We start from the raw sequence: 26,951 nt of genomic DNA on the forward strand, positions 1-26,951 counted from the left end.
GCCTGTCATGGAACTCTTGTCACTGGTTTATCGCCAATACCGTTGGCCCTTCATCGCCATTACCCTGCTCAGCCTGCTGAGTGCTGTCAGCGGGATAGGCGTCATTGCCTTCATCAATCAATCACTTATCGAATCAGTCGAGGATCCGCTGCCGATCCTGGGTCAGCTTGTCGGCCTGGTCTTGCTGCTGCTGGTGATCACGCTCGGATCCCAACTGGCCCTGACCACCCTGGGTCACCATTTCGTCTACCGGTTGCGTGGCCGCCTGCTCAAGCAACTGCTGGATACCGACGTCGCCCGTCTGCGTCAAATAGGGCAGGGGCCGCTCCTGGCCTCCCTTTCCAGCGACATCGGTCAGATCACCATCGCCTTCGTGCGCCTGCCGGAACTGGTACAGGGTCTGGTGCTCACCCTGGGCTCCATCATCTACCTTGGCCTGCTCTCTCCCGCCTTGCTCGGTGTTACCGCCCTCTGGGTCACCGTGACCATGGTGGTGGGCTGGCTGCTGGTGAACCGGGTCTATCGCCACCTGGCGCACATGCGCCAGGCCGAAGACAGGCTCTACCAGAACTACCAGTCCATCATCGCCGGGTGCAAGGAGCTGGCGCTCAACCGCGAGCGTGCCCACTTCGTCTACCACCAGCTCTATGAGCAGAATGCCCGGGACTACCGGGAGCAGATCATCCGCGCCGATACCTACCACCTGAGCGCGGTGAACTGGTCGAACATCATGATGCTGGGTGCCATCGGCCTGGTCTTCTTCCTGGCCAACGGGCTGGGCTGGGCCAACACCAATGTGGCCGCCACCTTCGCCCTGACCCTGCTGTTCCTGCGCACTCCCTTGCTACAAGGGATCGGAGCCTTGCCGACCCTGATCGCCGCCCAGGTGGCATTCGACAAGATAGCTGCCCTCAATCTGGCGGAGCCGGACGAGGCGTTCCCGTTGCCGCCTGCGCCTCGCCCCTGGCAGCGCATCGAGCTGGAGCAGGTGAGCTTTCACTACCAGGGGGAGGGCGGTTTCTCCGTGGGCCCCATCAATCTGGTGATCGAGCGGGGGGAGCAGATATTCCTCATCGGTGGCAATGGCTCCGGCAAGTCGACCCTGGCCATGCTGCTGACCGGGCTCTATCAACCGGTCTCTGGCCGGATCCTGCTGGATGGGGAGCCGGTCACCGATCGCAACGGCTATCTGGGGCTCTTCTCCGCCATCTTCACCGACTACCACCTGTTCCAGCATTTGCTGGGGCCCGAGCCGAAAGAGGCGCTGGTCGCCGAGTGGCTTGAGCGGTTGCAGATGGGCAGCAAGCTTGCCATCAAGGATGGCTTCATCGCCGATATCGACCTCTCCCAGGGCCAGCGCAAGCGGGTCGCCCTGCTGCTGGCCCTTGCAGAGCAGCGGGAGGTGATGCTGTTCGACGAGTGGGCCGCGGATCAGGATCCCCAGTTCCGCCGCATCTTCTATCAGGTGCTGTTGCCGCGCCTCAAGGAGATGGGCAAGACGGTGATCGCCATCAGCCACGACGATCACTACTTCTCTCTGGCCGATCGCCTGCTGGAGATGCGCCAGGGCCGTCTCACCGAACTGACCGGCGAGCAGCGCGAGCAGGTGAGCCGGGATGCGGTCGCCCATCTGGATGGCAAGGTGCCGGCCTGATGCTGGCACCGATGAGACTGGCAGCAAGCCAGCACAGGAATTGCTTATGTTCGAGATGAAATCCGCCAGCTTCGCGGTCAATGACCGCACGCTGCTGCACCCCACCAGCCTTCGCTTCGAGCAAGGTCGGGTCTATGGCCTCATCGGCCACAACGGGTCGGGCAAATCGACCCTGATCAAGCTGCTGGCGCGCCAGCAACCCCACAGCGGCGGGGAGATCCTGTTCGATGACCAGCCGTTGTCTGCCTGGGGCCACCGGGAGTTTGCCCGTCAGGTGGCCTATCTGCCCCAGCACCTGCCGAGTGCCGAAAACCTGCTCGGCCGCGAACTGGTGGAGATGGGGCGCTACCCCTGGCGCGGACTGCTGGGCCGGATGGGAGCGGAAGATCACCGTCAGGTGGAGCGTGCCATCGCCCTGACCCACACCGAACGCTTTGCCGATCGGCTGGTGGATACCCTCTCCGGCGGTGAGCGGGGGCGAGTCTGGCTCGCCATGCTGCTGGCTCAGGAGAGCCGTTTCATCCTGCTGGACGAGCCGCTGGCCGCCCTGGACGTGGCCCATCAGGTGGAGGTGCTCACGCTCGTCAAGCAGCTCAGCCGCCAGCTCAACCTCGGGGTCATCATCGTCATTCACGACATCAACATGGCCTCCCGTTTCTGCGATCGGCTGGTGGCGCTGCACTCCGGCCGTCTGCTGACCCACGGCGAGCCCGAACAGATCATGACAGGGGAGACCCTGAACGCCATCTATGGCATCCCCATGGAGGTCATTCGCCATCCGGCCCATGACCACGCCATCGCCATCGTCTGACCGGGGACCGCTCTTGAACCGTTTATTGAAGATGGCGCCCTGTCTGCTCAGTCTGCTGCTGCCCCTGGCAGGGGAGGCCGGGCAGCTTGTCACCGCCACCGACGCCACCAGCGCCACGCCTCGCATCGCCACAGTGGACTGGACCATAGCCGAGACCCTGCTGGCTCTGGGGGTCACCCCGATGGCGGTGGGGGATGTGGCCCCCTATCGCGCCTGGGTCGGTGAACCCCAGCTTCCTGCCGGGGTGATCGATATCGGGCTGCGTGCCCAGCCCAACCGGGAACTGTTGGCGGAGCTCAAACCGGATCTTATTCTCATCTCGCCGCTGGCGGCCCCCCTGGCGCCGACTCTCTCCCGCATCGCGCCGGTGCACTCCATCGCCCTGTATGAACCGGGCACCGATCTGTGGCAGCGACTGCGGGAAGCGACCCTGACCATAGCTGCCCTGGTCAACAAAGAGGCGGAGGCCGAACGCCAGCTCGCCGCACTGGAGCAGGATCTGGCACAGATGCAGGCGGCGCAGCCCGCCGATCTGCCCCCCTTGCTGGTGGTGCAGTTCATCGATGAGCGCCATGTGCGGGTGTTTGGCCGTGGCAGCCTGTTCGAGGCAGTGATGCAGCGCCTCGGCCTTCGCAACGCCTGGCAGGGAGAGACCAATGCCTGGGGATTCTCGGTCGCGAGCCTGGAGCAGTTTCTCGGGATGCCGGATGCCAGGCTGGTGGTGGTGGACCCCGTGCCCGTAGGAGTTGGTGAAAAACTTCAAGAGCCTGGATTGTGGCAGCATCTCCCGCTGGTACAGAACAATCCAGTGATCCATCTGCCTGCGACATGGAGTTTTGGTGGCATATTGGCGGCCCGCCGCTTCGCCACCCTGCTGGACGGTGCCTTGCGGGAGCAGGCTGTCCACAGAGCAACCGGGGGATCAAATCAATGAGCTCTTCTCTTTCTTCGCCCCTGCTGCGCCCGGGTCTCTGCCTGTTGGTGCTGACACTGGGGCTGGCTTGCGCCGAGCTGTCGCGTCAACTGCCGGGGGCGCTCTGGTGGCAGGCCCTGTTCTCCCCCGAGCTGGACGATGCTCGCCAGGCGGTGGTCCATTTCAGCTGGCTGCCGCGCCTTGCCATCTGTCTGCTGGCCGGTGCCGCCCTCGGGCTCGCCGGTACCCTGATGCAGCAGGTGCTGCGCAATCCCCTGGCCTCGCCCACCACCCTGGGGGTGGCCTCCGGCGCCCAGCTGGCGCTGATGATGGTGACCCTGCTCGCCCCCTCCTGGCTGCTGATCGGGCGGGAGTGGATCGCCATGGCCGGGGGAAGCCTGGCCATGGGGCTGGTCTTCGCCCTGGCTTGGCGCCGTCAGCTCAATCCCGTGGTCATCGTCTTTGCAGGGCTGGTGATCAACCTCTATCTGGCCGCCATCAGCATGGGATTGCTGCTGTTCTTCCAGGAGGAGCTCAAAGGGTTGCTGGTGTGGGGGAGCGGATCTCTGGCCCAGAACAGCTGGAGCGGCGTCGGCTATCTGCTGCCACGGTTGCTACTGGCCGCGATGCTGGCGGCGGTGCTGGTGCGCCCGCTGGCAGTGCTGGAGCTGGACGATGCCAGCGCTCGCAGCCTGGGGGTCTCTCTCAAGCACCTGAGATTCGCCGGTCTCGGCCTCGCGGTCTTCATCACCGCCTGCGTGGTGAGCGTGGTGGGGCTGATCGGTTTTATCGGGCTGGCGGCGCCCGCCATGGTGCGGCTGCTGGGGGTCAGAAAACTGGCCCAGCGGCTGCTGTGGACACCCATCCTCGGCGCCCTGTTGCTGGCGGCCACCGATCTGCTGCTGCAGACCCTGAGCCGGTTCTGGCCTGTGCTGATCCCGACCGGCGCCATGACGGCCCTGTTGGGGGCACCGCTGCTGCTCTGGCTGATCCCGCGTCTTGGCATCAAGCAGAGTGCGCCTAAGGCGAACTCCTCTCTGTTGTTGGCCCGCCATCCGGCGCCGACCCGCCTTGTCGGCCTGATGGTGTTGGGGCTGGCTGCGGCGGTGATCGCCTCCCTGTTGTTTGGGCAGGGGATGGGCGGCTGGGGTTGGCCGAGCTGGCTGCGGTGGCAGGCCCAGCTGGAGTGGCGCTTGCCGCGCACGCTGGCAGCGGGTGCCGCAGGCGTGTTGCTGGCGCTGGCTGGCACCCTGTTGCAGCGAGTCAGCAACAACCCCATGGCGAGCCCCGAGCTGCTGGGGGTGAGCGGTGGCACCTTCATGGGGGTGATTGCGGCGGCCCTGTTGCTGCCCGCCTTGCCGCTGCCCATGATGCTGCTGGGGGGGTTGATGGGCGCCTTCGCCTGCCTGTTGCTGCTGGTGCTTATCAACCGGCGCAACGGCTTCCAGCCGGAGCGGATACTGCTGTCTGGCATCGCCATCACGGCGCTGTTCGAGCCGTTGCAGGCCATCGCCCTGGCCAACGGCGACCTGCGGGTGCAGCAACTGCTCTCCTGGATGTCCGGCTCCACCTATTACGTCACCCAGCCGGTGGCCCTTGCCCTGGTGGTGTTGGCGCTGCTGATGCTGGCAGCCTGCCTGCTGGTGAGCCGCTGGCTCGATCTCATGCCCATGGGGCCGGCGGTAGCGACGGCTCTGGGGATCCATCTCGGCCGCGCCCAGCTCACCATCCTGCTGCTGGTGGCCGTGCTCACCGCCAGTGCCACCATGGTGATAGGCCCGCTCTCCTTTGCCGGTCTGCTGGCGCCGCACCTGGCCAGATTGATGGGGCTGGTGAGGGCGCGCTGGCACCTGCTCGGCGCCGCAGGCTGTGGCGCTTTGCTGATGGTGTCGGCGGACTGGATCGGCCAGCAGATCCTCTTTCCCCAGGAGGTGCCCGTCGGTCTTGTATCCACCCTGTTAGGGGGCGCTTACTTCATGTGGTGCCTGCGCCGTCTCTAGGTCGGTGGATGAAAAGCGCACAAAAAAAGCCCGGGATGAACCCGGGCTTTTCATTGCCTGCTCTGCGGATTTACTTGCCGATGCAGAATGTAAATAATTTATTATCTTCAATATGTTAGTGACTTTTCGGGGGCCACTTGGGGTAAAAGTAACTAAAACAGCATATTGAGAGGCCGCTCACGGGTTTCTGCCATCGTGCAGCGTTCCCATATAGTCCATTCTCGATCGTGCAGCCTTCCCATATGAATCAACGCGATGCCACCACACGCAGTCAAAGCCGCCTTTTAGGTGAGTTTTGAACATATTTTGAACCGACTATAGCATCGTCCGGTGCCTAGAAAGCCGCTTTACTCTTCGAACCGTGCAAGTTTCCCCATAGGTAGTTTGGCTAACCGTGCAGTCATCCCACATACCGCCAATTTAATCCCAACCCTTTATCAGCCTGGCTGAGCGGGCTTTTAGGCCCTCTAGAATGGTGCTGCTGATGGTATCGGGGAAGTCTGCTGGCAATTGCTGGGTAACGCGCTCAATAACATCATCAACGGAGTTGGCCAGTTCTGTCAGGATCTCTTCCATAGCAGAACGCTCAAATCCCACAGTTTTTGCCGTTTGGAAGAAATGACGCGGGAATATCTGCTCAATGGAGTACTTCTTTCCCTTGCTGCTTGCTAGGCCCATAGCGAGCTTGGCGTCCCTTCGGTTGAGGCCTCGGCCACCAAACACTGGATAGACAGATAGGATGTCGTAAAAAGGGGTCAGGCGAAAACGCCCTTCCGGTTCAATAAAGACCGAGAAGTTCTTTGCATGGCCATCGGTGGCTGCCAGCAGCCAGAACAGGACCTGAGATTTCATGAACAGGTAGCGATCCTGTTCTGGTGTCGCAGAGCCCAGCAAGGTTTTCATGATGTCTGTGATCCCTGGTCCTCCATGGCTCTCGTATTTCCGTGCTGACGGAACATTCAATACCTGACAGAAATCTTCTTGGGGAAGGCGCATTATCCAACTGCGATCGGCAGCGTAACGTCTGTCGAAGCGTTCCACAGCCAGTGCTTTGACCTGGCCAACCTGCATCATGAAGCAGTGAGGTACGGGTAGACCAAACTCCTTGGCAATCAGAGTGCAGAGATATTCGTTTTCTACGCTCTGGGAGAGGTCTATCGAGTAGGAGTGGCTTTCAATCTTGCCGATAGGGAGTTTGATAATGTGGGTTGTCGGCGTTGCTTTGAGTGGCAAGTACCAACGGCCATCGATATAGAGCAGCGCAGTCTTTTCTTGCGCCCCGGCGATAGAGATCCGGAACTCCTCTTGCTCCCTGACCATCCCCAAAGGGATTCCTGATTTGTAGCTGGTCAGGATCTGCTCGAGCTCGTCATCGGAAAGTGCCTTGTAGTCGATTCGCCTGACATCTGGAACATCGTGCCCTTCGGTAACCAGCTGTAATGCCCCTACGCTATCCTGGCCAATGCAACTGAGCAGATCGAAGGGCTGGGTTGATGCCGCTTGATAGCGTGCTACAACCCTGTTTCTCACCTCCGTATTATCTGGCAGCAGGTTGTCGAAGAAGTTATAGGCTTCATCGCCCCGGTAGGCCTGATGGCGCAATGGCATGGAGAGTGAGATCGGACGGCTGCCCGGTTGTGCTAGCCATGACTCATGGTACTGAAACTGATGGGCGCCGCTGGTAGTTTTGGTGAATGTGCCTACCCGATAGCCGTTCATGTAGACAGCCAGATTGGCCATTACCACTCCTCCTTCCAGCCCGATGCCGGACTCTCGGATGACTCATTGCGGGGTTTGATATCCACTGACAATTCGAGTGCTGCGAGGATCTTGAACAGGGTTTCCAGCTTGGTGGACTCAGGATTGAGCTCGAAGCTGGAGACTGTGTCTTGCCTAATCCCCACTTTCTCGGCCACTTTGCCTTGAGAGAGCTTTTGAGAAAGCCTGGCATCCTTGATACAGGCGCTCAGCTGCTTGGCGCTGGTTACTTTCATGATTCGACAACCTGGTAGCGTGCCTTCTTCCAATTTACACGCTATGGCAGGTATATCAATATTTACCTGTTACAGGTGGTAAATGTAACTTACACGCTGTAGGCGGTATCTAACATTTATCCCCTATAGCGGGTAAGAGAACAGCAGACGGGGAGATTACCAAGCCATGGGGTAAAGAACTGCCGCGCTACGCTTGGCTGCTGGCTTGTTCGGTGAGTCGAAAAGATGACTCACCTCAAAGCCCAGCTTCTGTAGATTTCCTCCTTTGGCATCCCATTCAGCAGATCAGGAATGGTGAGCAACGTCGCTTAAATACTCAAATACAACTCAAAAGCGACTTTGTGATGACGGATCACACTTAAAGTTTGTGCTGTCAGATCAAAAGGCTATCGAAAGGTTGTGTTTCGATCGTCATGTGGTGGTTCTAAAAAGGTATACCTAATGGGAACTACATCTCGGGTGGCAAAAAACTATTTTGGAACCATTTAAAATGCTGTCGTTTTCAGAAGGCGACTGCACGAAATATCAGGAGTCGGCTGCACTGCCAGAACTGGCCGCCTGCAAGGCAGCGTAGAGAGCGGTTTTTCCTACCTTGAGGCGTGCGGCGGCCTCGCGGACATTCAAGCCGTTGGCGACAAGCTCCCGCGCTCGTTGCAACTTGTCGGCAGTGACAACCGGCTTGCGTCCGCCTTTGCGCCCGCGTGCGGCGGCAGCGGTCAACCCGGCCTTGGTGCGCTCGCGGATCAGGTCGCGCTCGAACTGGCCCAGCGCACCGAACACATGGAAGATGAGCCGTCCGCCCGGCGTGGTGGTGTCGATGTTTTCAGTCAACGAGCGGAAGCCGACGCCCCGTGCTTCCAGCTTGCCGACCGTCTCAATCAGGTGCGGCAGGGAGCGGCCAAGCCGATCCAGCCGCCAGACGACCAGCACATCGCCATCGCGCAGATAAGCCAGCGCATCGGCCAAGCCGGGCCGGTCTGCCTTGGCCCCGGATGCCGTGTCCTCGAAAACCCGTTCGCAGCCTGCATTGCGCAGCGCATCCGTCTGCAAGGCGGTGTCCTGTTCCGCCGTCGATACCCGCGCATAGCCGATGAGTGCCATTTCCGCCCATTTGTCCGTTATACCGTCCGCCTATCTTATTGTCCGTCATCCCGTTGCGCAAGATGTTTTCGGACAGGCGTCCGGTTTGGCCGCCTAATGATCGTTTGGCGGACAAGGCGACTGGCATCAGCCGAACAGCTCGCTATGGGAGCCAAGCCGCGCCAGTCGCAGGGTGTCGGCGTCGGACTTGCGGTAGATCAGCAGCAGGTCGGGCTTGATGTGGCATTCGCGGTAGCCCGCCCAATCGCCGGAAAGATCGTGGTCGCGGTATCGCACATCCAGGGGCTGATCGGTCGCCAGCGCGACCAGAACCGGCTTGAGGTCATCATTCGTGCAGCGGACTCCTGATACTGTTCGTTCAATAGACGACTGCACAACAGCCTTCAAACCGCGTTGTCTGGTGCAGTCGTCTTCTGAAAATGACACAAAAACTGTCGTTTTCAGAAGACGGCTGCACTGAACGTCAGAAGCCGACTGCACTATAGCAGCGGAGGGGTTGGATCCATCAGGCAACGACGGGCTGCTGCCGGCCATCAGCGGACGCAGGGAGGACTTTCCGCAACCGGCCGTTCGATGCGGCACCGATGGCCTTCGCGCAGGGGTAGTGAATCCGCCAGGATTGACTTGCGCTGCCCTACCTCTCACTAGTGAGGGGCGGCAGCGCATCAAGCGGTGAGCGCACTCCGGCACCGCCAACTTTCAGCACATGCGTGTAAATCATCGTCGTAGAGACGTCGGAATGGCCGAGCAGATCCTGCACGGTTCGAATGTCGTAACCGCTGCGGAGCAAGGCCGTCGCGAACGAGTGGCGGAGGGTGTGCGGTGTGGCGGGCTTCGTGATGCCTGCTTGTTCTACGGCACGTTTGAAGGCGCGCTGAAAGGTCTGGTCATACATGTGATGGCGACGCACGACACCGCTCCGTGGATCGGTCGAATGCGTGTGCTGCGCAAAAACCCAGAACCACGGCCAGGAATGCCCGGCGCGCGGATACTTCCGCTCAAGGGCGTCGGGAAGCGCAACGCCGCTGCGGCCCTCGGCCTGGTCCTTCAGCCACCATGCCCGTGCACGCGACAGCTGCTCGCGCAGGCTGGGTGCCAAGCTCTCGGGTAACATCAAGGCCCGATCCTTGGAGCCCTTGCCCTCCCGCACGATGATCGTGCCGTGATCGAAATCCAGATCCTTGACCCGCAGTTGCAAACCCTCACTGATCCGCATGCCCGTTCCATACAGAAGCTGGGCGAACAAACGATGCTCGCCTTCCAGAAAACCGAGGATGCGAACCACTTCATCCGGGGTCAGCACCACCGGCAAGCGCCGCGACGGCCGAGGTCTTCCGATCTCCTGAAGCCAGGGCAGATCCGTGCACAGCACCTTGCCGTAGAAGAACAGCAAGGCCGCCAATGCCTGACGATGCGTGGAGACCGAAACCTTGCGCTCGTTCGCCAGCCAGGACAGAAATGCCTCGACTTCGCTGCTGCCCAAGGTTGCCGGGTGACGCACACCGTGGAAACGGATGAAGGCACGAACCCAGTGGACATAAGCCTGTTCGGTTCGTAAGCTGTAATGCAAGTAGCGTATGCGCTCACGCAACTGGTCCAGAACCTTGACCGAACGCAGCGGTGGTAACGGCGCAGTGGCGGTTTTCATGGCTTGTTATGACTGTTTTTTTGTACAGTCTATGCCTCGGGCATCCAAGCAGCAAGCGCGTTACGCCGTGGGTCGATGTTTGATGTTATGGAGCAGCAACGATGTTACGCAGCAGGGCAGTCGCCCTAAAACAAAGTTAGATGCTTTGCTGTGCGCACAAATTTCGGCCAGCAACAAGACTGTTTTTTTTCTTAAATCGAACCTAAAATTTCTTCGCGGAACTCCATGGAGAAATATTTTGAAAAATTGGTTATTTCTGGCTACGGCCATTATTTTTGAGGTCATTGCAACCTCTGCGCTCAAGTCTAGTGAGGGCTTTACTAGGTTAGTACCGTCTTTTATCGTCGTAGCGGGATACGCTGCTGCTTTTTATTTCCTGTCGCTGACACTCAAATCGATTCCTGTTGGAATCGCCTACGCAGTTTGGTCGGGCCTCGGGATCGTCTTGGTCACTGCGATTGCATGGGTTTTGCATGGTCAAAAACTAGATATGTGGGGATTTGTTGGTGTCGGCTTCATTATCAGCGGCGTTGCTGTGCTCAACTTGCTATCTAAGGCAAGTGTTCACTAAAACGGTCGCATCTAACCATTCCGTCGAGAGGGACCGCCCACAAGCTGCGCTTGCGGGTTCCCTTCGCGGCTTCGCCGCTACGGCGGCCCCTCACGTCAAACGTTAGCTTGGCGCTGCGCGCGCGGAAAGAGAAGATAAATATTCATCAATAAGAGAAGAAAGAAGCCAAATACGACATGGCGGTGGGTCATCTTTTACTTAAATCATTTTGGGCAAATGAAGCGGTGTTTCAAATGATGATGCTTTCATATAACCTGTTTTTGTTGTTCAAGATTGATTCCTTAGAGCCTTCAGAATACAGACAGCAAATAAAGACCTTTCGTTTGAAGTATGTATTTCTTGCAGCCAAAATCATTAAAACCGCAAGAACTGTAATTATGAATTTGTCAGAAAACTATCCGTACAAGGAAGTGTATGAAAAATGTCTGGTATAATAAAGATATCATCTTGAAAATCGAGTGTTGCTCTGTGGATAACTTGCAGGGTTTAATAAGTATCTTTACTCCAAAGTTGCAATCAATAATTTATTGAAAAAGATTGAAAGGTGGTGGTAAATAATGTTACAATGTGGGAGTATCAGTTTAAATTCTTCTTGAAATAGTGTTCTTTTAAGCTAATAAAAAATGCACGTGGAATTTAGGTAATAGACAATATGCTGAATGCTTTTTTCGGGATCACCGAACAGGAATATCAAATCATCAGACGCTGGTGCAAAAGCAAATAACATAAAGGAGAGTGCAGTGATGTTCAGAGAGATGAGAAGGATCAAACAATTATTGACCAAAGAAGAAACGGTGGGAATTTTAAAAGCCCGCACAGCGGGGGTACTTGGGGTGAATGGCGATGGCGGTTATCCCTATACCGTTCCTGTCAGCTATGCATTCGAAGAGGGAGCAGACTGTGACAGGCTTTACTTTCATTGCGCCTATGAAGGCCATAAGATTGACGGTATCAAACAGAATGACAAGGTGACCTTCAGTGTCATCGACAAGGACGACGTGATCCAGGAAACCTTCACGACACATTTTCGCAGCGTCTCGATTTTTGGTCGGGCCAGAATTCTGGAAGACATGGAGGAAAAACAGCATGCGATGGAGATCCAGGTGCAGAAATACTCTCCTGATTTTGTAAAGGAAGGCAAGGTTGAGATCGAAAAGGCATGGAGCAGACTATGCGTAGTGGAAATCAAGGTCGAGCATATGACCGGGAAGGCGGCGACAGAGCTTGTCATAAGCGGGAAACCACAATGATTTGAAAAAGCAGGAGTGCATATCACAGCCAATGTCATTAAGTTAAGAAAGACTTGTATCACAAATATGTGGTACAGGTCTTTTTTAATGTCCTAAATCCCATTTTCTTATATAAGCTAATTGCATAAGTATTAAATGAATATACATTGAGCATAATATCTGAATAATGTAATTCTTTAGCAATTCTAACTACATAATCAAGAACTGATAGGAACTGTCATTTCGGGTTTTTTGCGGTTTCGGGTCAAAATTCGGTTTTTCCCCCGAACTACGACTGTTTTCGCACCCCGAACAACTAATCCAATCAGAATTTTCCGGCAACGCCGACTCCAAGAAGTGTAATTCCAGTCTATTTCTGCCGTCAACCCCTGATTCGCGTTAATGCGACAAAGCTCAAACACATAACTCCCCCACGAAGCCATATAAACTCCGATTTCGAGGTGTTATCCTGTTCCGCATAAACTTCGTTTTTGGGTATTATACCTACACCAAAGCAAGCTCAGGAGGTGAACGAGCACAGACGGCCACTGGCTGCTCCCGTTCCTGCTGCTTTGCCCAGTTAATAATCTTGGCAAGCTCCTTGGGATCCTCGATTATCGCCACAACCGACATTGTTCCCTGGCATTTTGGGCAAACAAACGGGTCAACTTCATAGACTTTCTGTAACAACCGTGCCCAACTTTGTTTGCGCAACTTGGACCAGGCATCGGAAACTTGGACAGTTTCCGGTTTCTCCTGAGGTATGGCTGGAACAATTTTGGATTCGCGTGGATGACCTTTTTGCCAACTTTCTGGGGCCAGGCTATAAATATTGGGGCGCTCTTGCCACTGCTTGCGGACTTTGCCCGCATATACGCCATAGCGACGAAGCAATTGAACCCGCCTTGGTGGTAAATGGGCCACAAGCTGGTCGACGAATTCAAAGCCTTTGAAGGTCTCTGTTTTTCCTTTGTAGAATCCCTTTGGGCTAGCTGTCCAGATTATCGTGTCGGAAGCTGGATCATACTGAATTTTTTCTGCACAGGTAGCGCCGCGAACGACATACTGGCCGAGGGCTTCTCGATCGGCCTTGTTGAATAGTCTGGTTTCGCTCTCGATGCTAAAGCCGGAATGCTTCCAGTCTCTGAGCATGTTCACTCGGGCTTGATCTATTAGTTCCTTTCGCAGAAACAAAGCCATAATCGCTGCTTGCCAGACCTTGAGCATCCCTTCGTCGGCTCCAATTGGTAAATATACAAAGCGGTCGTACTTGGTGAACCCACCTTCCAGAACCAGAACATGCCAGTGCGGGTGGAATCGAGCGAATTCACCAAACGACTGATAGCTGACAACACAGGCACATAGTAGTTCTTGACCGGCTGCCAGGGAGAAAAAATCAGAAAGCAAGGAGAATACCAGCCTGGACACCTCGCCAAACAGTCGCTTATCCGATTTAAAGTATGGTCTGAGAATCTTGGGAATCGTAAAAACAAATTGCCGATGCGGTAGATCAAGGAGCAAATCCTCGGCCAGGTATTCAGCATAGAGCAAGGTCCGTTTTTGGTCACAGGATGGGCAAAGGTGGAAAACCTTGCACGAAAATGGCCTGAAGTACGAATGTCCACAATCATGGCAACGTATTCGAACAACACCCTTGGTCCAATCGGCACATTCAGCAAAATGCTCAAGGCGGTCAAGGATAGTTTGCGATGGACTTGCGTAGGCTTGGTACTGGGTTAGAGAATTGCGGACTATGGTCTGGATTATCCCTTCCCGATGGGGAATGTAAGTTCCCATACCTATACATACGCAGGAAAACGATCATTTGCTTGCAATTGCGAAGAAAATAATGGAAAATGTGGACTGGCGCCACCTAACAACCGGTTCGAGCGGACTCACGGGACAAGCCCGTTCGCAGCTCAACCGAATGTTAAGCCAACTTGTTAGGGGCGAATAATCATTCGCCCCTACCCAAAAGCAGCATCCCAACCCGTCAAGTACCGCCGCCACCGCTGGCCGAAAGGCTGTTACTCGTTCCCATGCTCCAGCGTGGGAACGCAGAGCCACTTACGTGGCTGGCACCGCTGCGCGGTCATTCGCCACTGCGTGGCTGTTGCGCCTTCGGCGCGGGAATGCGGGGTTCCGCCCCCGCGCGACGGGCAGGGAGGCCGTTCCCGCACGGCCTCCCTGCACCCTCCGGCGGCCCGATAGAGCAGCGCTATTTAGCTTTGTGGCCTGTTCGGTGTCTCTGGCGGGCAATTCGACGGCACTTCCATGTGCCGGGCTTCATCTCGCCAACGTCCTGTTGGCTCGACCCGCCAGATCCACCAAGTTTGATGCTGGCTGCTTGGGCGTCTTGGCGCTGCTCAAACGGGGTAGATGAAATACCGAGTTCTGTTCGGCGACGGGTTTAGCTCTTGGCAGTGCATCGCTCCCTGTTCGCCCTGGCCTGTCGAAGGGCCGTCTCCTGTGCCTGCCCGGTTTCCCGTCATTCTGCGCGTAGTCGCAGAATCCATGCCGCATCCATGTGAGTATCAAAATGGATGATCCGGATCATTAACCGTCTGCTTAGGCTGGAATTTTTGGGTTCATCGCGGCTTTCCGGGGAAGGCCGCCTTGATTTTCAGAAAAAAGTATTCTGAGTCCCTAAATCCATATGCCATACGCTTTATCACTTTGATCTTGTTGTTCACCCCTTCCAGCACACTCGTGTGCATCGGGTAGTTTGCACTCGCCAGGATCCCCCGCATATATTTCGATAAATTTCGACCAAATCGTTGCAGCGGCGCTAGCCCGCTTTCCTTCACCTGCCGCATCCAGCTCCGCCATCGTCGCCATCCTTCCCACACGCTCGGCGCATACCAGATGCCCTTCAACGCCTCTTTCAGCACGTACACCATCGCCAGCGGTTGATTCGCCGCCAACAGCTCCTGCAACTTCACATCCTGTTTTTCACTCAGCTTCGCCCGATTACGTAGCAGCAACCAACGCGCACTTTTGACCACTTTTCGCGCCGGTTTATCGCTTTTCAGTGCATTCGCCTGCTCCACTCGCACCCGGTCCACCACCTCTCGGCCATAGCGAGCCACCACGTGGAACAGGTCGTAGACCACCTCCGCCTGCGGGCAGTGTTGCTTCACCTCCAGGTCGAACGCCGTGTTCATGTCCATCGCCACCGCCTCAATCTGCTGGCATCGCTCGCCGAGCTGCTCGAAGAAGGGACGGATAGCGGCCCGGCTGTTGCCGTGCCCCACCCACAGGACGCGGGTTCGCTCGGCATCCATGATCACGGTGGCATAGCGGTGTCCCTTGTGCAGGGCAAACTCATCCATCACCAGCCGCCGCACCTCCCCAAGTTCGATGGTGCCCACACTGGTCTGCAAACGGCGCTTGTCGATCTCCTTGATGGTGTGCCAACCGACCCCGGTGAGCTGGCTGACATGGCGGATGGGGAGGTACTGAACGAGCGCTTCAATCCAGCACTGCATGCGCCGGGTGAGGCGGGAGCCAGAGGGGAGCCAGTCGATATGTTCACTGACGCGACCACAGCGCAGACAGTCGACGCGGCGAACAGGCAGTTGTAACCAGACTTGTCGGTCAAATAGGTCTCGCTCACGCACCCGGCGGATACGTTGGTCGTGGATCAATGGCGTGGGTTGCAGGCATCGGCGACAACGGGGCAACAGGTCGGCGCGAGGCTCAAGGGTAAACAGGGTGTGATGGTTGGCAGAAAGCGCTTGGGCGATGACGGTATAACCTGGCCAGAAGGAGGCAATATCAATATGATGCACGGCGACAGCAGGGTGATGGTGGTGGTGTGTTTGGAGACAGCCAGTTTACCAGCACCCTGTCTGTCAACTTCCACTTCCCCAAGATCCCGCGAAGAACCAATTTTTGCCGCCAACCGCGCATTTCTGGCTCAATCACTGCTGACGGGATGGTGAGCATGGTGTACCATGGGCGGCGTTTGGTGGATGCTCCGTAGTGTTGCTGGAAGATGGCTGGTAATGCTTTTTTGTGGCAGCTACTGGAGCAGCGCGGAGTTATACGGAAGGCTTTGCTATTGGATTAGCACCGACTTCTATCTAATCACTGTTAGACGTGCCTGAAGGTTACTCGTCAGTCGGAGTTATGGGAATGCAACTAGCTAGGTCGACGATCCTCACTGTTTTGCTCTGTCTGCCGATTGCTGTAACGGCTACGACTAAGGAGGAGATCCAAAAGATTGAGCGTCAGCGCAACCTCACGGTTGGCATCGCTCTTGTAGACGACGGGGGAACACTCCTGTTCGGTCATCGCGAAACGCAGCGCTTCGCCATGTGCTCGACATTTAAGTTGCCGCTGGCGGCTGCAACGCTTAAGCAAATCGAGAGCGGAAAGTGGTCTGCCGCCGAGCGGCTGAGCTATAGCGCTGGCCAATTAGATGCCTACGCGCCAGCTGCCAAGAGATATCTACCTACAGGCTACATCACGGTAGCTGAGGCTAACCAAGCCTCGGTCCAGCTCAGCGATAATACTGCTGCCAACTTGCTGCTTGACAAACTCGGAGGGCCATCGCAGCTCACATCCATGTTTCGCTCCCTCGGCGATTCCGTGAGTCGCCTGGATAGAAGAGAACCCGATTTGAACACCAACGTTTCGGGTGACCCGCGCGACACGACTACGCCGGGCGCGATGGCACGCATTGTCGCAAAGCTGGTATATGGAAACTATCTAAGTACAGCAGGCCGAGAGCAATTGCAGCGGCTTCTCATTGGCAATAACACAGGCGACTCGAGGATTCGCGCTGGAATCGCATCTGGCTGGACGACTGGCGACAAAACGGGTTCCTGCGACAATGGCGGACGAAATGACGCTGCGTTCCTGGTAAGCCCTGATGGCCGCAGATTTGCGCTGACAGTGTACCTGAACGCCCCATCGCTTGACGACAAGGCACGGAACGAGGTGGTCGCTACGGTAGCTCGCTTGGCGGTTGAGAGTATCCGCTAGGCACGTCTAACAATTCGTTCAAGCTGATGTCGCTTCGTGGCGCCGACTTTTGTGGTAGCGTGTACCACAACGCGGCGCCACTGCGCGCCACAGCTTAACTCAGGCGTTAACCTCTGAGGAAGAATTGTGAAACTATCACTAATGGTAGCTATATCGAAGAATGGAGTTATCGGGAATGGCCCTGATATTCCATGGAGTGCCAAAGGTGAACAGCTCCTGTTTAAAGCTATTACCTATAACCAATGGCTGTTGGTTGGACGCAAGACTTTTGAATCAATGGGAGCATTACCCAACCGAAAGTATGCGGTCGTAACACGTTCAAGTTTTACATCTGACAATGAGAACGTATTGATCTTTCCATCAATTAAAGATGCTTTAACCAACCTAAAGAAAATAACGGATCATGTCATTGTTTCAGGTGGTGGGGAGATATACAAAAGCCTGATCGATCAAGTAGATACACTACATATATCTACAATAGACATCGAGCCGGAAGGTGATGTTTACTTTCCTGAAATCCCCAGCAATTTTAGGCCAGTTTTTACCCAAGACTTCGCCTCTAACATAAATTATAGTTACCAAATCTGGCAAAAGGGTTAACAAGTGGCAGCAACGGATTCGCAAACCTGTCACGCCTTTTGTACCAAAAGCCGCGCCAGGTTTGCGATCCGCTGTGCCAGGCGTTAAGGCTACATGAAAATCGTACATTACGAAGCGAATGCACCATGGATAGGAAGAATGAAATGCCCAAACCCAAAGTGTGGGAAGGAAACTCCTGCCTGGCAATCGAGCGGCATGAGCGACAGTTGCCCGCATTTTTTCTGTGATACTTGCTCGAATGTAATCCATAGAGAGCAGGACCATGCATTACTGTATGAAAATGAAATCAATCAAGAGCTCTTGGATCGAATAGCAGCAACTCTTCCAGATTGCCCTTGCGGGGGTAGGTTTGTTCCTGGTGCAAACCCAAAGTGTCCGAGTTGCAAGACCGAGTACGTGCACCAATGGGATGCAGTGAAAAGGTTGAATGTACCTTTTATGCCAATCTTGGATGGTTCCTGCTTGATTCGAGATAGGCTGTATTCGTATGAAGTATGCATTGGTTCTAAACCAAAATACTGGTGGCGTTTGTTCACAAATGCCTTAACAAGTTTAGGCAAGGGACGCTCCTGACGTCGCGCCCCTGCTAAAAGCGTTAGATGCACTAAGCACATAATTGCTCACAGCCAAACTATCAGGTCAAGTCTGCTTTTATTATTTTTAAGCGTGCATAATAAGCCCTACACAAATTGGGAGATATATCATGAAAGGCTGGCTTTTTCTTGTTATCGCAATAGTTGGCGAAGTAATCGCAACATCCGCATTAAAATCTAGCGAGGGCTTTACTAAGCTTGCCCCTTCCGCCGTTGTCATAATCGGTTATGGCATCGCATTTTATTTTCTTTCTCTGGTTCTGAAATCCATCCCTGTCGGTGTTGCTTATGCAGTCTGGTCGGGACTCGGCGTCGTCATAATTACAGCCATTGCCTGGTTGCTTCATGGGCAAAAGCTTGATGCGTGGGGCTTTGTAGGTATGGGGCTCATAATTGCTGCCTTTTTGCTCGCCCGATCCCCATCGTGGAAGTCGCTGCGGAGGCCGACGCCATGGTGACGGTGTTCGGCATTCTGAATCTCACCGAGGACTCCTTCTTCGATGAGAGCCGGCGGCTAGACCCCGCCGGCGCTGTCACCGCGGCGATCGAAATGCTGCGAGTCGGATCAGACGTCGTGGATGTCGGACCGGCCGCCAGCCATCCGGACGCGAGGCCTGTATCGCCGGCCGATGAGATCAGACGTATTGCGCCGCTCTTAGACGCCCTGTCCGATCAGATGCACCGTGTTTCAATCGACAGCTTCCAACCGGAAACCCAGCGCTATGCGCTCAAGCGCGGCGTGGGCTACCTGAACGATATCCAAGGATTTCCTGACCCTGCGCTCTATCCCGATATTGCTGAGGCGGACTGCAGGCTGGTGGTTATGCACTCAGCGCAGCGGGATGGCATCGCCACCCGCACCGGTCACCTTCGACCCGAAGACGCGCTCGACGAGATTGTGCGGTTCTTCGAGGCGCGGGTTTCCGCCTTGCGACGGAGCGGGGTCGCTGCCGACCGGCTCATCCTCGATCCGGGGATGGGATTTTTCTTGAGCCCCGCACCGGAAACATCGCTGCACGTGCTGTCGAACCTTCAAAAGCTGAAGTCGGCGTTGGGGCTTCCGCTATTGGTCTCGGTGTCGCGGAAATCCTTCTTGGGCGCCACCGTTGGCCTTCCTGTAAAGGATCTGGGTCCAGCGAGCCTTGCGGCGGAACTTCACGCGATCGGCAATGGCGCTGACTACGTCCGCACCCACGCGCCTGGAGATCTGCGAAGCGCAATCACCTTCTCGGAAACCCTCGCGAAATTTCGCAGTCGCGACGCCAGAGACCGAGGGTTAGATCATGCCTAGCATTCACCTTCCGGCCGCCCGCTAGCGGACCCTGGTCAGGTTCCGCGAAGGTGGGCGCAGACATGCTGGGCTCGTCAGGATCAAACTGCACTATGAGGCGGCGGTTCATACCGCGCCAGGGGAGCGAATGGACAGCGAGGAGCCTCCGAACGTTCGGGTCGCCTGCTCGGGTGATATCGACGAGGTTGTGCGGCTGATGCACGACGCTGCGGCGTGGATGTCCGCCAAGGGAACGCCCGCCTGGGACGTCGCGCGGATCGACCGGACATTCGCGGAGACCTTCGTCCTGAGATCCGAGCTCCTAGGGATCGCCTCAGAAAACGGAATCTATGGTCACTCCCGTTTTTGCAACACCGATTTTGACGACAAGTTGGCTTGCTTGAATCTATCCGGCGTCTGAATGGGATTTTATTCCCGCGCCTTGATGAGTTCCGCGCCTGATGAACCTCCAGAAAATATACGGCTTCAATGAGCCTTTCCGTTTTACAGGTTCCTCAACAGGCCGGTGGGCCGTTAGTATCATCAATATCAGTATTCGCAAAACCAGATCAGTAATTCTTTAAACCGGTGTATTTCTGCCGTTATGCTACATAAGTTTGCTGTCGTGCCGTTAGGGCCCAGGCTATTCTGGCCAGCTTGTTTGCCAGAGCACAAGTGACGACAAAGTTGCTTTTCCGGCACAGTAAATCCCTGACCCAATCGGCCAATTTGCCAGACTGGTGTTCCAGTTTTTGTATGAATACCCTGGCACATTGAACCAACAAAGTTCGGATCTTTTTATTACCTCGCTTACTAATTCCCAGCAATGTCGTCCTACCTCCCGTGCTGTACTGCCGAGGTACAAGCCCTGTTGCCGCCGCAAAGTCACGGCTGCTGGCGTACTGCTTCCCGTCGCCAATCTCAGTTGAAATAGTACTCGCTGTCAGTGTTCCGACGCAGGGAATGCTCAGCAAGCGCTGTCCAACCTCATCTTCGTCCAACTTTCGTTTCAACTGGGATTCCAAATCTTTAATCTGCTCAACAAGATAGTGATAATGCTGTTGTAATTTCAGCAATAACTGGCTGAGGTAAAGAGGCAAACTATTATCCTCAAGAATGGTACTCAGTCGGCTAATAACGGCAGCTCCTCGGGGAACGCTAATGCCAAATTCCAGCAGAAAAGCATGCATTTGATTGGTTGTTTTTACCTTATCCTGAACCAGGGATTCACGGACACGATGCAGAGCCCGCATTGCCTGCTGAGATTCCGTTCTGGGCTGCACAAAACGCATAGACGGACGCGATGCAGCTTCACAAATAGCTTCGGCGTCGACAAAGTCGTTTTTATTGCTTTTAACGAACGGGCGGACAAATTGTGGTGATATCAGCTTTGGGGAATGCCCCAACTCTTCCAACTTGCGTGCCATAAAGTGAGAACCGCCACAGGCTTCCATTGCGATGGTTGTAGCGGGGCATGTCGCCAAAAATTCGATCAACTTTGGCCGGGTAAATTTTTTACGGTAAACAGCCTTCCCGCGACGATCCTGGCAATGAATATGGAAAGAGTTTTTACCCAGATCGATACCAATGAGCGCAATGTTTTCCATGATAGTTCTCCGAATGAAAGCCTGTCCTCAGCATAGTACCGGGAAGGAGGGAGTGACCATCTCATTAAATAAAGCACGCTAAGCCGTAAGTAAGCGTGCTCCTGTGAAAGCCACAGCTAAAACTGCGTAGTACACATAGAGGTATTTTTTTCTAGATTTATATCGAATTTCGTTATCGAATTTCGCTTATTATTGATCAACTCGTTGCAGATCATGAAGGCGAAAGTATGACGAATAACCCTACCGATGACAGCAGACCATGGTCGGTCTTTCTTATTTTTCTGCGGCTTGGATTGACATCTTTTGGCGGCCCCATTGCGCACTTGGGCTACTTCCGCGCCGAATTTGTCACACGGCGGCGCTGGCTCTCCGAACGGAGCTATGCTGACTTGGTCGCGCTTTGTCAGTTCTTGCCAGGGCCTGCAAGCAGCCAGGTCGGCATAGCGGTAGGACTGTCTCGGGCTGGATACAGCGGGGCGCTGGCTGCTTGGGCTGGCTTCACGCTGCCGTCTGCCATAGCCTTGATCCTTTTTGCGCTCGGCATCTCCAGCTATGGCGATTACGTCTCGCAGGGCGCGTTGCATGGCTTAAAAGTGGTGGCTGTGGCCGTGGTCGCTCAAGCAGTATGGGGCATGGCGCGTAACCTATGCACGGATGGGCTGCGAGTCACCATCATGGCAATTGCTACCTGCGTCGTTTTACTTGTGCCGTCCGCGTGGGGACAGGTTGGCGTGATTGCTATCGCAGGCATCGCAGGCCGGTTATTGTTCAAGCCAGCGAAAGTTGTTGAGCATGACCCCCTACCTATCACGGTCAGTCACCGGGCCGGCGTGCTTTGGCTCTCGCTGTTCTTTGTCTTGCTGATTGGCCTGCCGGTGTTGGCCGAACTGATGCCAAGTCAAACCATGGCAATGGTGGATTCCTTCTATCGTGTCGGATCACTGGTGTTCGGCGGTGGTCACGTTGTGCTGCCATTACTGCAAGCCGAAGTGGTGCCCTCCGGCTGGGTCAACAATGAATCCTTTCTCGCGGGGTACGGGGCAGCTCAAGCGGTGCCCGGCCCTTTGTTCACGTTCGCCGCGTTTCTTGGTGCCTCGATGAACACCGCCCCGTCGGGCTGGATCGGCGGCATTGTGTGTCTGCTGGCTATCTTCGCGCCCTCGTTCTTGCTGGTCGTCGGATCAATGCCATTTTGGGAGCGTTTGCGCCGCAATACAGGCATCCAAGCTGCGCTGGCCGGGATCAATGCCGCTGTAGTCGGCTTGCTGCTGGCCGCGCTGTATCAGCCTGTATGGACTAGCGCCATCTTTCAGCCGCAAGACTTCGGCTTGGCATTAGTTGCCCTTGTCGCACTTATGTTCTGGAAGCTCCCGCCGTGGCTGGTTGTCCTCGGTAGCGGTGCAGCTGGGTGGCTGTTGAGCGTCGCTCTGTGAGGCACAAAAAATGACTGACAAAGACCTCTACGGCGGTTTGATCCGCCTGCACATCCTTCACCATGCAGCCGAGGAACCTGTCTTTGGGCTGGGGATCATCGAAGAGCTACGCCGACACGGCTACGAGATGAGCGCTGGCACCGTGTACCCGATGCTGCACGGCCTGGAAAAAAAAGGCTATCTGACCTCACGCCACGAACGCACCGGGCGACGTGAACGGCGTGTTTATGACATCACTGAACAAGGCAGAACTGCACTTGCTGATGCGAAAACAAAGGTCAAGGAGCTGTTCGGAGAGTTGGTAGAAGGTGGTTGAGTTTTTGCTTCTATGTCAGGTTGAGCTATACCCTAACTGGATTGTCATTTTCAGAAGACGACTGCACCAGTTGATTGGGCGTAATGGCTGTTGTGCAGCCAGCTCCTGACAGTTCAATATCAGAAGTGATCTGCACCAATCTCGACTATGCTCAATACTCGTGTGGGCTCTGTTGCAAAAATCGTGAAGCTTGAGCATGCTTGGCGGAGATTGGACGGACGGAACGATGACGGATTTCAAGTGGCGCCATTTCCAGGGTGATGTGATCCTGTGGGCGGTGCGCTGGTATTGTCGCTATCCGATCAGCTATCGCGACCTTGAGGAAATGCTGGCGGAACGCGGCATTTCGGTCGACCATACGACGATCTATCGCTGGGTCCAGTGCTACGCCCCGGAGATGGAGAAGCGGCTGCGCTGGTTCTGGCGGCGTGGCTTTGATCCGAGCTGGCGCCTGGATGAAACCTACGTCAAGGTGCGGGGCAAGTGGACCTACCTGTACCGGGCAGTCGACAAGCGGGGCGACACGATCGATTTCTACCTGTCGCCGACCCGCAGCGCCAAGGCAGCGAAGCGGTTCCTGGGCAAGGCCCTGCGAGGCCTGAAGCACTGGGTAAAGCCTGCCACGCTCAATACCGACAAAGCGCCGAGCTATGGTGCAGCGATCACCGAATTGAAGCGCGAAGGAAAGCTGGACCGGGAGACGGCCCACCGGCAGGTGAAGTATCTCAATAACGTGATCGAGGCCGATCACGGAAAGCTCAAGATACTGATCAAGCCGGTGCGCGGTTTCAAATCGATCCCCACGGCCTATGCCACGATCAAGGGATTCGAAGTCATGCGAGCCCTGCGCAAAGGACAGGCTCGCCCCTGGTGCCTGCAGCCCGGCATCAGGGGCGAGGTGCGCCTTGTGGAGAGAGCTTTTGGCATTGGGCCCTCGGCGCTGACGGAGGCCATGGGCATGCTCAACCACCATTTCGCAGCAGCCGCCTGATCGGCGCAGAGCGACAGCCTACCTCTGACTGCCGCCAATCTTTGCAACAGAGCCCGCCGTGCTAGTCTGCTCGGTGATGGTGGAGTGAAGCCAACCCGCAATCGGGTTATGAATCTGCATCGCGATTCGCAATCAGCTGTCTCTTGAGCATGTCGAACTCCTGCGATGTTATCTCGCCGTGCTCGTGCTGCTACACCAACTTGTCCAACTCATCCGCCACACCGCTCCCCACCACCTGCGATGGCCAGGTTGTTTGCTGGGCGCATTGGCGGAGTATCGTCTCGACCCGGGACACCCACACCGGCACAACCTTACGGGAGTGATTCACTGTCAAAGAATCGGCCCGGTGCTCTGACGCAAGTATCGGGATGGTCACCATTTGTAAGCCGTAGACCTGAGTGGTGATCAAGACTTCGATACCACCGACCGTACCGGTACTAATCGACGACGGTCGTGTTCGTCGCCTGCCGCAGGGACTCTGCACACCTCCGTTTACGCATGTGCCTGGAGGAGTTGGAAATCGTCGTGTTCGGGAAACATTAAACACAGGATGGCAGCGATCTGAGCCAGCACATGATCAGCTAGCTCACCATCCGGATCGACGGCCCACTGCATCGTCGCGCCAGCGATGACCGAGTGCAGGAGCAACTCAGCTGCCGCAGGAGCACCTGGGGGCAGTCGCTTGCGGATCCCCTCCACCACCGCGCGGTTCCGCTGGATCGCAAGCGTGCGTAGCTCCGGCACCTGGAGCTCGTACCAGGAGATGAGATAGTTCACCGAGAAGTCGTTGCGAGTGTTCATGCTCCGAACGAGCACCTGCAAAAATTCCCAGAGCCCTTGCGGCCCTGCGCCTATCGGTATCGCATTCAGGTAATGCCGCACCTGCTCGACGCCGCGCTCCATCATCCTCACCAGCAGCGTATCGCGGTTGGTGAAGCGCTGGATTAACGCTGCGCGGGAGAGCCCCACCTCCTTTGCTACTCCGCTGAGCGTGAACTCTATGGGACCGCAACGCTTCAGCACTACGGTGGCGGCCTCGAGTACCTCGTCATCGGACTTGAGCTTGGGGCGGGGCATCAGTGTTCACCTTCTGTATGGGTTGGGGCGGAGGCTGTGGCTGCCGCCGCCATTGTAGCAAATTGAAGACGGAGCGAGAGTAGAGCCACGAGCCCCGCAAACACGGCCGATACAACGAGGCCAGGGAGCGGACCAGCAAGGTCGACAAACGCGCCGGCCGCAAGCATAACCATGGGCGAGGCTGACAGCATCACCGCCGAGACCGTGCCGAGTACCCGGCCGAGAAGTTCTGGCGGCGTGCGGTTGTAGATGGCAGCGTTGAGAATGGGAGAGACTGAGCCGGTCAGCAGTCCCACGAGCGCGCCCAACAACATCAGCACCGGCACGCCTGGCAACTGTGAAAGCAGAAGCGAGCCCACCGCAGAGCCACAAAATGCCACCGCCAGCCAGTTCTGCGCTGATATCCGGGCGCCGACCGACGCATGAATGGCAATGCCAAGGAGACCACCAGCCCCCATCATTGAGGAGAACAGCCCGAGCTCTGCTACTTGGCGTCCTGCATCTACAAACAGCGCAGGCATGATGACGCTGCCGTTGGCGCCAACGATGCCCACGAAGATCATCACTATACCAAAGAGAGGGCGCAGCAGGGGTTCGCTCCAGAGAAAAGCGACGCCGGCGCGCATGGAGAGAGTCGCCGTCGTGGTCATCGTCCGAGCGGCACGCGCGGGAAGCACCCACGCGCCGAGCAGACCTGCAAGGACGGAGCAGAACGCCGTCAGCCCGAGCGTTGGCGCAGCGCCAAGCAGGCCGATTGCGGCCCCCCCAAGGGCCGGGCCACCTAGAATCGCGACGTTCCCGATCACCGCTTTCAGTGACGAGACGCGCTCAACGGAGAGCCCGGCGACGTGGCCGAGTTTGGGCAGCTCACTGTCCTGCGCGGCCATACCGGGTGCGTCGAACGCGGCACCGAGCACCACGCAAGCGATCAGCCCAGTGTTCGAGAGGGCGCCAACGGCATCGAGCAGTGGGATGCTCGCCATGGCCACGCCGCCCACCACACCCGAGATCAATGCGACGGGCGCGCGCCCGAACCGATCGACGAGGCCACCACCAACCCACGCGCCGATGATGGTCGCGATGACGCTGCTAGCGGCCGTGGCGCCCGCCCAGGCCGCGCTCTTTGTATGAGACAGGACGAACCATGGAAGCGCGAGGGCCGCCACCGCGTTGCCGATCCGGAAGAGAAAGGTCGCCGCGAACAGCGTCGCGAGCGGGCTATATCGACGTTCGCTCATTCCGCTGCGGCGAGCTGCGCCTTCGCCGCAGCGAGGTACTCTTCGTTACCCGAGTCGAGGGCGAAGAGTGCGTAGGTGACCGCCCCGAACGCAAGGCGCTCCGCGATGTGGTGGGCGAGCCGCGGCCACACCCGGCCACCGGCCGCTTCATACGTGAGGAGGAGCTTCGCGAGCCCCTCTTCACCAAAGACCATAAGGTGCGCGGCCATGTCGATGGCAGGGTCATCAACGCGGGCCTCGCTCCAGTCGATCATCCCGCTGACGCGCTCCGTGTTGTCGATGAGCACATGGCCCACGTAGAGATCGCCATGCACCACCACGGAGAAATCTGGCCACGACGAATCGTCGTCGAGCCAGCGCTGCCACCGGTGGAGGCGCTTGTCGTTCACCACGAACTCGCGTCGGACGCGGTCAACGTCGTCGGCCACCTTCTGACGGGCCTGCGTCGGTGTACGGATGAGCATCCCCGCATCCACGGCGGCGGAAATGGGGACGGCATGCAGGGCGGCGAGCGCGGTCGCGAAGCTCTCCGCGAAGACCTCCGAGTCCTGCGGCACGACCCAGTCGGGCGTGGACGAACCAGGCTGGATGACCATCGCAGTCGAGTCTTCGAGCATGGGATAGGCAACGAGCTCGGCGTTGGCCACGCGCCAGTCCGGCACCGCGAACGGCAGGCGATTCTTGAGCATTGCCAGCACCCGCGCCTCTGGTTCGACCTTCGCGCTTACCTCGGCTCGGCGCGGGATGCGCAGCACCCACCGACGTCCATCGTCGACGGTGGCGATCACGATCCTATAGTCGAGCCCAAGCTCATTGACAGTCAGCGGGCCATGGAGCTTGAGCCCATGTCGGGCTGCAAGTGCGTACAGTTGGGAGGTATCGGCGGTCGTGACTACGGTCATGATTCACTCCTGAG

General features: G+C 56.8%; 26 protein-coding genes and 1 pseudogene. 15 read left to right on the forward strand and 12 right to left on the reverse strand.

Annotation, left to right across the window (positions count from 1 at the left end; genetic code table 11):
* The first annotated feature begins 7 nt into the window (after window positions 1–7).
* The 4 genes from I6L32_RS07070 to fhuB are packed head-to-tail and all read left to right on the forward strand — an operon-like array spanning window position 8 to window position 5,378.
* Window positions 8–1,654, forward strand: coding sequence for a multidrug ABC transporter permease/ATP-binding protein (locus tag I6L32_RS07070; RefSeq protein WP_216944868.1), 1,647 nt, complete (start codon window positions 8–10; stop codon window positions 1,652–1,654).
* A 46-nt stretch (window positions 1,655–1,700) separates the two neighbouring features.
* Window positions 1,701–2,465, forward strand: a complete 765-nt coding sequence (locus I6L32_RS07075) for an ATP-binding cassette domain-containing protein (protein ID WP_049637211.1) — start codon at window positions 1,701–1,703, stop codon at window positions 2,463–2,465.
* 31 nt (window positions 2,466–2,496) lie between these two features.
* A complete protein-coding gene (locus I6L32_RS07080; protein WP_049637230.1) occupies window positions 2,497–3,399 on the forward strand; it encodes an ABC transporter substrate-binding protein in 903 nt (300 codons plus the stop codon).
* Window positions 3,396–5,378 (forward strand): Fe(3+)-hydroxamate ABC transporter permease FhuB, encoded by a 1,983-nt coding sequence (gene fhuB, locus I6L32_RS07085; protein WP_216944869.1) that lies wholly within the window; start codon window positions 3,396–3,398, stop codon window positions 5,376–5,378. The genes I6L32_RS07080 and fhuB overlap by 4 nt, the downstream gene beginning before the upstream one ends.
* Window positions 5,379–5,798: 420 nt before the next feature.
* Here fhuB and I6L32_RS07090 read toward each other — a convergent pair whose 3' ends face one another.
* From I6L32_RS07090 to intI1, 5 genes are all read right to left on the reverse strand, one after another.
* The gene (locus tag I6L32_RS07090; protein WP_042864682.1) at window positions 5,799–7,118 is read right to left on the reverse strand and encodes a type II toxin-antitoxin system HipA family toxin; all 1,320 of its coding nucleotides are present in this window, start codon (window positions 7,116–7,118) and stop codon (window positions 5,799–5,801) included.
* The gene (locus I6L32_RS07095; RefSeq protein WP_017410478.1) at window positions 7,118–7,372 is read right to left on the reverse strand and encodes a helix-turn-helix domain-containing protein; all 255 of its coding nucleotides are present in this window, start codon (window positions 7,370–7,372) and stop codon (window positions 7,118–7,120) included. The genes I6L32_RS07090 and I6L32_RS07095 overlap by 1 nt, the downstream gene beginning before the upstream one ends.
* Window positions 7,373–7,897: 525 nt before the next feature.
* On the reverse strand, window positions 7,898–8,473 hold the full coding sequence (locus I6L32_RS07100) for a recombinase family protein (RefSeq protein WP_001173919.1): 576 nt from the start codon (window positions 8,471–8,473) through the stop codon (window positions 7,898–7,900).
* 126 nt (window positions 8,474–8,599) lie between these two features.
* Window positions 8,600–8,848, reverse strand: a complete 249-nt coding sequence (locus I6L32_RS07105) for a type II toxin-antitoxin system YafQ family toxin (RefSeq protein WP_012585400.1) — start codon at window positions 8,846–8,848, stop codon at window positions 8,600–8,602.
* 259 nt (window positions 8,849–9,107) lie between these two features.
* Entirely contained in the window at window positions 9,108–10,121 is a 1,014-nt protein-coding gene (gene intI1, locus I6L32_RS07110) for a class 1 integron integrase IntI1 (RefSeq protein ID WP_000845048.1), read from the reverse strand.
* A 238-nt stretch (window positions 10,122–10,359) separates the two neighbouring features.
* Between intI1 and qacG2 the strand changes: the two genes are divergently transcribed.
* The 3 genes and pseudogenes from qacG2 to I6L32_RS07125 all read left to right on the forward strand — a co-directional run bounded on the left by qacG2 (window position 10,360) and on the right by I6L32_RS07125 (window position 11,942).
* Entirely contained in the window at window positions 10,360–10,692 is a 333-nt protein-coding gene (gene qacG2 / locus I6L32_RS07115; protein WP_003830719.1) for a quaternary ammonium compound efflux SMR transporter QacG2, read from the forward strand.
* A 158-nt stretch (window positions 10,693–10,850) separates the two neighbouring features.
* Window positions 10,851–11,126 (forward strand): annotated as a pseudogene (locus I6L32_RS07120) (transposase); the annotation flags it as partial.
* Between the two features lie 309 nt (window positions 11,127–11,435).
* Window positions 11,436–11,942: a pyridoxamine 5'-phosphate oxidase family protein gene (locus tag I6L32_RS07125; protein WP_216944870.1), complete on the forward strand. Its 507-nt coding sequence runs from the start codon at window positions 11,436–11,438 to the stop codon at window positions 11,940–11,942.
* A gap of 58 nt (window positions 11,943–12,000) precedes the next feature.
* On the opposite strand, the gene I6L32_RS23645 is transcribed toward I6L32_RS07125, so the two are convergent.
* The 3 genes from I6L32_RS23645 to I6L32_RS07135 all read right to left on the reverse strand — a co-directional run bounded on the left by I6L32_RS23645 (window position 12,001) and on the right by I6L32_RS07135 (window position 15,712).
* On the reverse strand, window positions 12,001–12,096 hold the full coding sequence (locus tag I6L32_RS23645) for a hypothetical protein (protein WP_367950692.1): 96 nt from the start codon (window positions 12,094–12,096) through the stop codon (window positions 12,001–12,003).
* A gap of 329 nt (window positions 12,097–12,425) precedes the next feature.
* A complete protein-coding gene (locus I6L32_RS07130) occupies window positions 12,426–13,718 on the reverse strand; it encodes an IS91 family transposase (RefSeq protein WP_014325823.1) in 1,293 nt (430 codons plus the stop codon).
* A gap of 791 nt (window positions 13,719–14,509) precedes the next feature.
* On the reverse strand, window positions 14,510–15,712 hold the full coding sequence (locus tag I6L32_RS07135) for an ISL3-like element ISAeme19 family transposase (RefSeq protein WP_084865641.1): 1,203 nt from the start codon (window positions 15,710–15,712) through the stop codon (window positions 14,510–14,512).
* Between the two features lie 346 nt (window positions 15,713–16,058).
* On the opposite strand from I6L32_RS07135, the gene I6L32_RS07140 reads away from it, so the two are divergent.
* The 5 genes from I6L32_RS07140 (at window position 16,059) to I6L32_RS07160 (ending at window position 19,794) form a co-directional block, all read left to right on the forward strand.
* Window positions 16,059–16,910, forward strand: a complete 852-nt coding sequence (locus I6L32_RS07140) for an RSA1 family class A beta-lactamase (RefSeq protein ID WP_216944871.1) — start codon at window positions 16,059–16,061, stop codon at window positions 16,908–16,910.
* Window positions 16,911–17,036: 126 nt separating this feature from the next.
* On the forward strand, window positions 17,037–17,510 hold the full coding sequence (dfrA1, locus tag I6L32_RS07145) for a trimethoprim-resistant dihydrofolate reductase DfrA1 (protein WP_000777554.1): 474 nt from the start codon (window positions 17,037–17,039) through the stop codon (window positions 17,508–17,510).
* Between the two features lie 703 nt (window positions 17,511–18,213).
* Window positions 18,214–18,561: a quaternary ammonium compound efflux SMR transporter QacE delta 1 gene (locus I6L32_RS07150; protein ID WP_000679427.1), complete on the forward strand. Its 348-nt coding sequence runs from the start codon at window positions 18,214–18,216 to the stop codon at window positions 18,559–18,561.
* Window positions 18,555–19,394 carry a sulfonamide-resistant dihydropteroate synthase Sul1 gene (gene sul1 / locus I6L32_RS07155; protein WP_000259031.1) on the forward strand — a complete coding sequence of 280 codons (840 nt, stop codon included), beginning with the start codon at window positions 18,555–18,557 and terminating at the stop codon, window positions 19,392–19,394. Before I6L32_RS07150 ends, sul1 begins: the two co-directional genes overlap by 7 nt.
* Before the next feature lie 127 nt (window positions 19,395–19,521).
* Window positions 19,522–19,794 carry a hypothetical protein gene (locus I6L32_RS07160; protein WP_004883563.1) on the forward strand — a complete coding sequence of 91 codons (273 nt, stop codon included), beginning with the start codon at window positions 19,522–19,524 and terminating at the stop codon, window positions 19,792–19,794.
* Window positions 19,795–19,975: 181 nt separating this feature from the next.
* Here I6L32_RS07160 and I6L32_RS07165 read toward each other — a convergent pair whose 3' ends face one another.
* Window positions 19,976–20,980 carry an IS110-like element IS4321 family transposase gene (locus I6L32_RS07165; protein WP_000427623.1) on the reverse strand — a complete coding sequence of 335 codons (1,005 nt, stop codon included), beginning with the start codon at window positions 20,978–20,980 and terminating at the stop codon, window positions 19,976–19,978.
* A 227-nt stretch (window positions 20,981–21,207) separates the two neighbouring features.
* On the opposite strand from I6L32_RS07165, the gene chrA reads away from it, so the two are divergent.
* The 3 genes from chrA to I6L32_RS07180 all read left to right on the forward strand — a co-directional run bounded on the left by chrA (window position 21,208) and on the right by I6L32_RS07180 (window position 23,720).
* Window positions 21,208–22,413: a chromate efflux transporter gene (chrA, locus tag I6L32_RS07170; protein WP_000184001.1), complete on the forward strand. Its 1,206-nt coding sequence runs from the start codon at window positions 21,208–21,210 to the stop codon at window positions 22,411–22,413.
* 10 nt (window positions 22,414–22,423) lie between these two features.
* Window positions 22,424–22,729 carry a PadR family transcriptional regulator gene (locus tag I6L32_RS07175; RefSeq protein ID WP_000130000.1) on the forward strand — a complete coding sequence of 102 codons (306 nt, stop codon included), beginning with the start codon at window positions 22,424–22,426 and terminating at the stop codon, window positions 22,727–22,729.
* Between the two features lie 226 nt (window positions 22,730–22,955).
* The gene (locus I6L32_RS07180; protein ID WP_216944872.1) at window positions 22,956–23,720 is read left to right on the forward strand and encodes an IS6-like element IS6100 family transposase; all 765 of its coding nucleotides are present in this window, start codon (window positions 22,956–22,958) and stop codon (window positions 23,718–23,720) included.
* Window positions 23,721–24,212: 492 nt separating this feature from the next.
* Here the strand turns inward: I6L32_RS07180 and mphR(A) are convergent, their stop codons facing one another.
* The 3 genes from mphR(A) to I6L32_RS07195 are packed head-to-tail and all read right to left on the reverse strand — an operon-like array spanning window position 24,213 to window position 26,937.
* Window positions 24,213–24,797, reverse strand: a complete 585-nt coding sequence (mphR(A), locus tag I6L32_RS07185) for a macrolide-binding transcriptional repressor MphR(A) (RefSeq protein WP_001137892.1) — start codon at window positions 24,795–24,797, stop codon at window positions 24,213–24,215.
* Window positions 24,797–26,035, reverse strand: coding sequence for a macrolide resistance MFS transporter Mrx(A) (mrx(A), locus tag I6L32_RS07190; protein ID WP_000004159.1), 1,239 nt, complete (start codon window positions 26,033–26,035; stop codon window positions 24,797–24,799). Before mrx(A) ends, mphR(A) begins: the two co-directional genes overlap by 1 nt.
* The gene (locus I6L32_RS07195; RefSeq protein ID WP_000219391.1) at window positions 26,032–26,937 is read right to left on the reverse strand and encodes an Mph(A) family macrolide 2'-phosphotransferase; all 906 of its coding nucleotides are present in this window, start codon (window positions 26,935–26,937) and stop codon (window positions 26,032–26,034) included. The genes mrx(A) and I6L32_RS07195 overlap by 4 nt, the downstream gene beginning before the upstream one ends.
* Window positions 26,938–26,951 lie beyond the last annotated feature (14 nt).

This window comes from Aeromonas sp. FDAARGOS 1402, assembly GCF_019046925.1.
Lineage (GTDB): Bacteria > Pseudomonadota > Gammaproteobacteria > Enterobacterales > Aeromonadaceae > Aeromonas > Aeromonas caviae.